The organism is Pseudoalteromonas sp. MelDa3, from assembly GCF_002863625.1.
Lineage (GTDB): Bacteria > Pseudomonadota > Gammaproteobacteria > Enterobacterales > Alteromonadaceae > Pseudoalteromonas > Pseudoalteromonas arctica.
The window spans coordinates 1-5,341 of the sequence record NZ_PJBR01000142.1 but is presented as its reverse complement, the minus strand read 5'-3'; the positions used below and the strand labels follow the sequence as shown (position 1 = coordinate 5,341).

The 5,341-nt window shown below is 41.2% G+C and carries 4 protein-coding genes; 2 read left to right on the top strand and 2 right to left on the bottom strand.

Going from position 1 to position 5,341, the window contains the following annotated elements; genetic code table 11:
- The first annotated feature begins 228 nt into the window (after positions 1-228).
- On the top strand, positions 229-2,409 hold the full coding sequence (katG, locus tag CXF89_RS18110; protein ID WP_121955377.1) for a catalase/peroxidase HPI: 2,181 nt from the start codon (positions 229-231) through the stop codon (positions 2,407-2,409).
- A 275-nt stretch (positions 2,410-2,684) separates the two neighbouring features.
- On the opposite strand, the gene CXF89_RS18105 is transcribed toward katG, so the two are convergent.
- A complete protein-coding gene (locus CXF89_RS18105) occupies positions 2,685-3,257 on the bottom strand; it encodes a short-chain dehydrogenase (RefSeq protein ID WP_121955376.1) in 573 nt (190 codons plus the stop codon).
- 192 nt (positions 3,258-3,449) lie between these two features.
- On the opposite strand from CXF89_RS18105, the gene arfB reads away from it, so the two are divergent.
- The gene (gene arfB / locus CXF89_RS18100; RefSeq protein WP_007583522.1) at positions 3,450-3,863 is read left to right on the top strand and encodes an alternative ribosome rescue aminoacyl-tRNA hydrolase ArfB; all 414 of its coding nucleotides are present in this window, start codon (positions 3,450-3,452) and stop codon (positions 3,861-3,863) included.
- A gap of 129 nt (positions 3,864-3,992) precedes the next feature.
- Here arfB and eat read toward each other — a convergent pair.
- Positions 3,993-5,341, bottom strand: a 1,349-nt coding sequence (gene eat, locus CXF89_RS18095; protein ID WP_121955375.1) for an ethanolamine permease, incomplete at its 5' end; no start/stop codon positions are given.

Genomic DNA, 5,341 nt, shown 5'->3' with positions numbered 1-5,341 from the left:
GCCAATCAAAAATATAAATTGGAGCAATCGTTTTAAATAGTATGTTGAGGCTGGCGTAGCATAATTTATGCGCCTATATTAAGGATACGTAAGTGTTTAGGCAGGCACACTAAATAATAAGTAAGCCGATTAAATAAAAATAACCGTTACTTTTTAAAAAGTTATAAATACATAAGCAACAATACTGATTGATTAAGTATTTTACTTTTCTATTATAAGGATTCCAGAATGAGCAACCCTAAAGCAGGCCAATGTCCGGTCATGCACGGCAGTAATACTAAAACGTCTAATCCCAATACTGATTGGTGGCCAAATGCCCTAAACTTAGACATTCTTCATCAGCACGACACCAAATCAAACCCATACAATAGCGACTTTAATTACGCTGAAGCATTTAAATCAATCGATCTTGACGCGCTAAAAACAGACGTAAAAAGCTTAATGACCGATAGCCAAGATTGGTGGCCAGCCGATTGGGGACATTACGGCGGTTTAATGATTCGTCTAGCATGGCATTCAGCGGGTTCTTACCGTTTAGCCGATGGCCGAGGAGGCGGTGGTACAGGTAATCAACGTTTTGCGCCACTAAATTCATGGCCAGATAACGGTAACCTCGACAAAGCGCGTCGTTTACTTTGGCCGATAAAGAAAAAATACGGTAACAAGCTTTCATGGGCCGACTTAATTATTTTAGCGGGCAACATGGCATACGAATCAATGGGTTTAAAAACCTTTGGTTTTGCGGGCGGCCGAGAAGATATTTGGCACCCTGAAAAAGACGTTTACTGGGGAGCTGAAAAAGAATGGTTAGCGCCAAGTGACGGTCGTTACGAAAGTGTAGATAAACCAGATACCATGGAAAATCCATTAGCCGCAGTACAAATGGGCTTAATTTATGTAAACCCTGAAGGTGTAAATGGTATTCCTGATCCGCTTAAAACAGCGGCCCAAATTCGCGAAACTTTTGCGCGTATGGCAATGGATGACGAAGAAACCGCTGCATTAACGGTAGGCGGGCACACAGTAGGTAAAGCACATGGTAATGGCAAAGCAGAAAACTTAGGCCCAGAGCCAGAAGCTGCTGACATACACGAGCAAGGCCTTGGTTGGAATAATACTACAACACTTGGGATTGGCCGCGATACAGTTACATCAGGTGTAGAGGGCGCATGGACTACGCACCCAACACAATGGGATAACGAATACTGTAAGCTTTTATTAACCTACGAATGGGAACTCACTAAAAGCCCAGCAGGCGCTCATCAGTGGGAGCCTATTAATATTAAAGAAGAAGACAAGCCTGTCGATGTAGAAGATTCATCAATTCGTTTAAACCCAATGATGACAGATGCTGATATGGCCATGAAAGTGGATCCAACGTACCGTAAAATTATTGAGCGTTTTTATAACGACTTTGAATACTTTTCAGACGTGTTTGCACGTGCCTGGTTTAAACTAACTCACCGCGATTTAGGCCCTAAATCATGTTACTTAGGTGCTGACGTACCAAGCGAAGACTTAATTTGGCAAGATCCAATTCCAGCAGCTGATTACACATTAACAGACGACGAAATTAGCAATTTAAAAACGACATTATTAAATTGTGGTGTTAGTGCCGCTGATTTAATAAATACAGCTTGGGATAGCGCACGTACTTATCGTGGTTCTGATAAACGTGGCGGCGCAAATGGTGCACGCATTCGTTTAGCACCGCAAAAAGATTGGCAAGGTAATGAGCCAGAACGTTTAGCATCAGTACTTAGTGCGCTTGAAAAAGTGCAGGCTGGCTTGAGTAAACCTGTTAGCATCGCCGACTTAATTGTTTTAGGTGGTACAGCAGCCGTAGAACAAGCTGCAAAACAAGCCGGTGTTGATGTAAACGTGCCGTTTGCTCCAGGACGTGGAGATGCAACAGACGAAATGACTGATGCAGAATCGTTTGATGTACTAGAACCCATTCACGATGGTTTTAGAAACTGGCTGAAAAAAGATTACGCAGTATCAGCGGAGGAGTTATTACTAGAGCGCAGCCAACTAATGGGATTAAGTGCACCAGAAATGTCGGTACTTATTGGTGGGATGCGAGTACTAGGTACTAACTATGCTGGCAGCGAGCATGGTGTATTTACAAATAGCGTAGGCTCATTAACCAACGACTTCTTTGTAAACTTAACTGACATGTCAAACCGTTGGGAGCCAACTCAAAAAGGTTTATACAATATAGTAGACCGTAAAAGTGGCACTACTAAATGGACTGCAACACGCGTTGATTTAGTATTTGGATCAAACTCTATATTGCGCGCACTTGCTGAGTTTTATGCACAAGACGACAACAAAGAGCGCTTTGTACATGACTTTGTAAATGCATGGGTAAAAGTAATGAACGCAGACAGATTCGATATTAAATAATCTGTACGCTAAATAAAAACGGGGGAGTAATAATTTACTCCCCCGTTTTTTAATATTTGCCATACCGTTACACAAAGCTGCCTTTTAATAAAAATTGACAACTAACGACCCATATCCCAGATTAAATAAGCGGTGATAGAAAGCTATTTTTGCATTAAATTTTGCACACAGCACCACTCAGTATTGCTCACAAAATATCGTAATCTATCTAAGTCATATAAAAGTTAGGCATTAAAAAAGGCGGCAAAAGCCACCTTCTTATAAAACAATAAAACTTATAGAAGTGCAAAAAGCTTTTGTAGTTGTGGCATGTATTCGCTCACAAGTTCAAGGTTACTTTCGCTTACTAAAGACTCTGTAGACTCCTCAGCTGCGCTTGACGATTTACCAAACGAACCCATTAACGAACTAGCGCCTTTATCTTTAGCACTTTTCATACTTTGAAAACCGCCCATTACTTTATTCGCTGTTTCTTGATTATCAGCAGATAAACCCGATTTAAGGTTTTCGATATAAGCCATTGATACTTCAGAACCTACAGTTACTAGTTGCTCTGGTGTAAAGCCGTAGCGGCCTGTAACACCCGCGAAGCTTTTGTATAGGTCTTGCTCTTTAATCATGCTTAGTGCGCTATTAGCTAGAGAGCTTTGCTCGTCAACACTTTGAACTGCAGAACCACCTAACATACTTGCTAAGTCTAAGTCTTTTAAAGACTCTTGGCTGCTTGCCCAGCTCGTTACAGCTGGCAGTGCTTTCATATAGCTTTGAAGTTGACCTTCGTTAATATCTACTGCAAGGCTTGAGAAACTCATTGCTAATAAGCTAAGTGATACAAGTATTTTTTTCATTGAGCATTTCCTAGTATTAAAGTTGTGCCAATTAGAAACTAATAAGCAACACTTGCCAACACAAAATAATATATTGGCTGATTTTATAGTACAATTTATGAGAATTTATTTAAGTTCTAAGAATTTAGTTCATTCACCACAAGCTAATGTACTGATGATATAATACATTTTTGACAAATAGAGCTGAACACAATGTTAACAATTTCAAATACTGTCACTATCGATGAATGGGAACTAGAGCTTACGGCTATTCGTTCGCAAGGTGCCGGTGGTCAAAATGTTAACAAAGTAGCCAGTGCCATTCATTTACGCTTTGATATTAATCGCTCTAAATTACCTGATTTTTATAAAGAGCGTTTGCTAGCCTTAAATGATACAAGAATTACCAAAGAGGGCGTTTTAATAATTAAAGCGCAAAGCCACCGTACGCAAGAGCTAAACCGAGAAGATGCCCTTAAGCGCTTAAAAGATTTAATTCTTAGTGCTACCGTTGTTAATAAAGCGCGTCGTGCCACCAAGCCTAGCCGTAATTCACAGCGAAAGCGCATGGACAAAAAAACCAAACACGGGCAAAACAAAGCGCTACGCGGCAACATAAAGTTTTAGTTTTAAACGGTATTAATAAAGTAGATAAAGGACTTGATGCCTACATGCAGGCACCATTTTTACATCGTATTGTACGTATAAAAATATAAGTGAGGGGTAGCCTCACTTATATTTAATAACTATTAATACCTACTTAGCCATTTCTAAATCAGATTCTGCATTTGCCAACATTGCAAACTCTTCATCAGCGCTTTTAGCAACTAAGTGTTTTGAGCTATAGCCAAAGTAATATGCGGCGCCCACAATAAACAGCACCATAGTGTATAAAAATGCACGAGGGTCAAACGCATACACACCCGTTAATGCTATAAGCGAAAGTACTAAAGCAATACTTGACGTAACTACGCCACCTGGAGTTTTGTACGGGCGAGGTAAATCAGGTTGTTTAACGCGAAGTAAAATATGGCTCAGCGCCATTAATGCATACGAGAGCGTTGCACCTACTACTGCCATTGCAAGTATTAAATCACCCTCACCACTGAGTGATACTAAAAAGCCAAATACTGCAGGTACAATCAACGCACGTGCTGGCACTTTGCGATTAGTCGTAATAGACAACGAACGTGGTAAATAACCGGCTCTAGATAGAGCAAACACTAAGCGACTATAACCATAAATAATAGAGAAAAACGAAGCAACTAAACCCGCAAGCCCTAATATATTTACAACGGTTGCTAAGCCCTCACTACCCGATGCATTTAATGCATCAACTAAAGGCACTGCACTTGCCCCCATTGCAGCAGCACCGCCAGCACCAGGCACTAAAACAACAACTAAAAAAGCAGTAAATAACAAAAAGATCATTGCACCAATAATGCCTTTTGGCACATCTTTAGCGGGATCTTTTGCTTCTTCAGCAGCAAGCGGTACACCTTCAACCGCCAAAAATAACCACATGGCAAACGGTAATGCAGCCCAAACCCCGTACCAACCTAAAGGTAAAAACTCACTAGCTCCCACTGCATCGGTTACGGGGACGTCAAATAAGCGCGATGCATCAAAATTTGTGATTAAAACAAAAGCCGTTGCAATAATAGCTAATACCGCTAAACCACTTATTACCATCATTACTTTAAGCGCTTCTCCTACGCCCGCTAAATGAATTCCCACAAATAGTAAGTAAAATAATGCATATACCCATGGGCCATTAAATCCGGTGAGGGCTTCAACTGCCGAGCCTATAAAAATAACAATAGCAGCGGGCGCTAAGGCGTATTCAATTAATACGGCAAGCCCGGTTAAATAGCCTCCCGCTGGCCCCATAGCTTGACGCGCAAAACTATAACCTCCGCCTGCAGCAGGTATTGCAGCTGACATTTCAGCAAGCGATAGTACAAGCGCTAAATACATAACCGCCATTAATACTGCAGCAATGGCAAAACCACCCCAACCGGCTTCGGCGATACCAAAGTTCCAGCCTGCAAAGTCACCCGATATTACATACGACACACCCAAACCTGCGAGCAATAACCACCCCG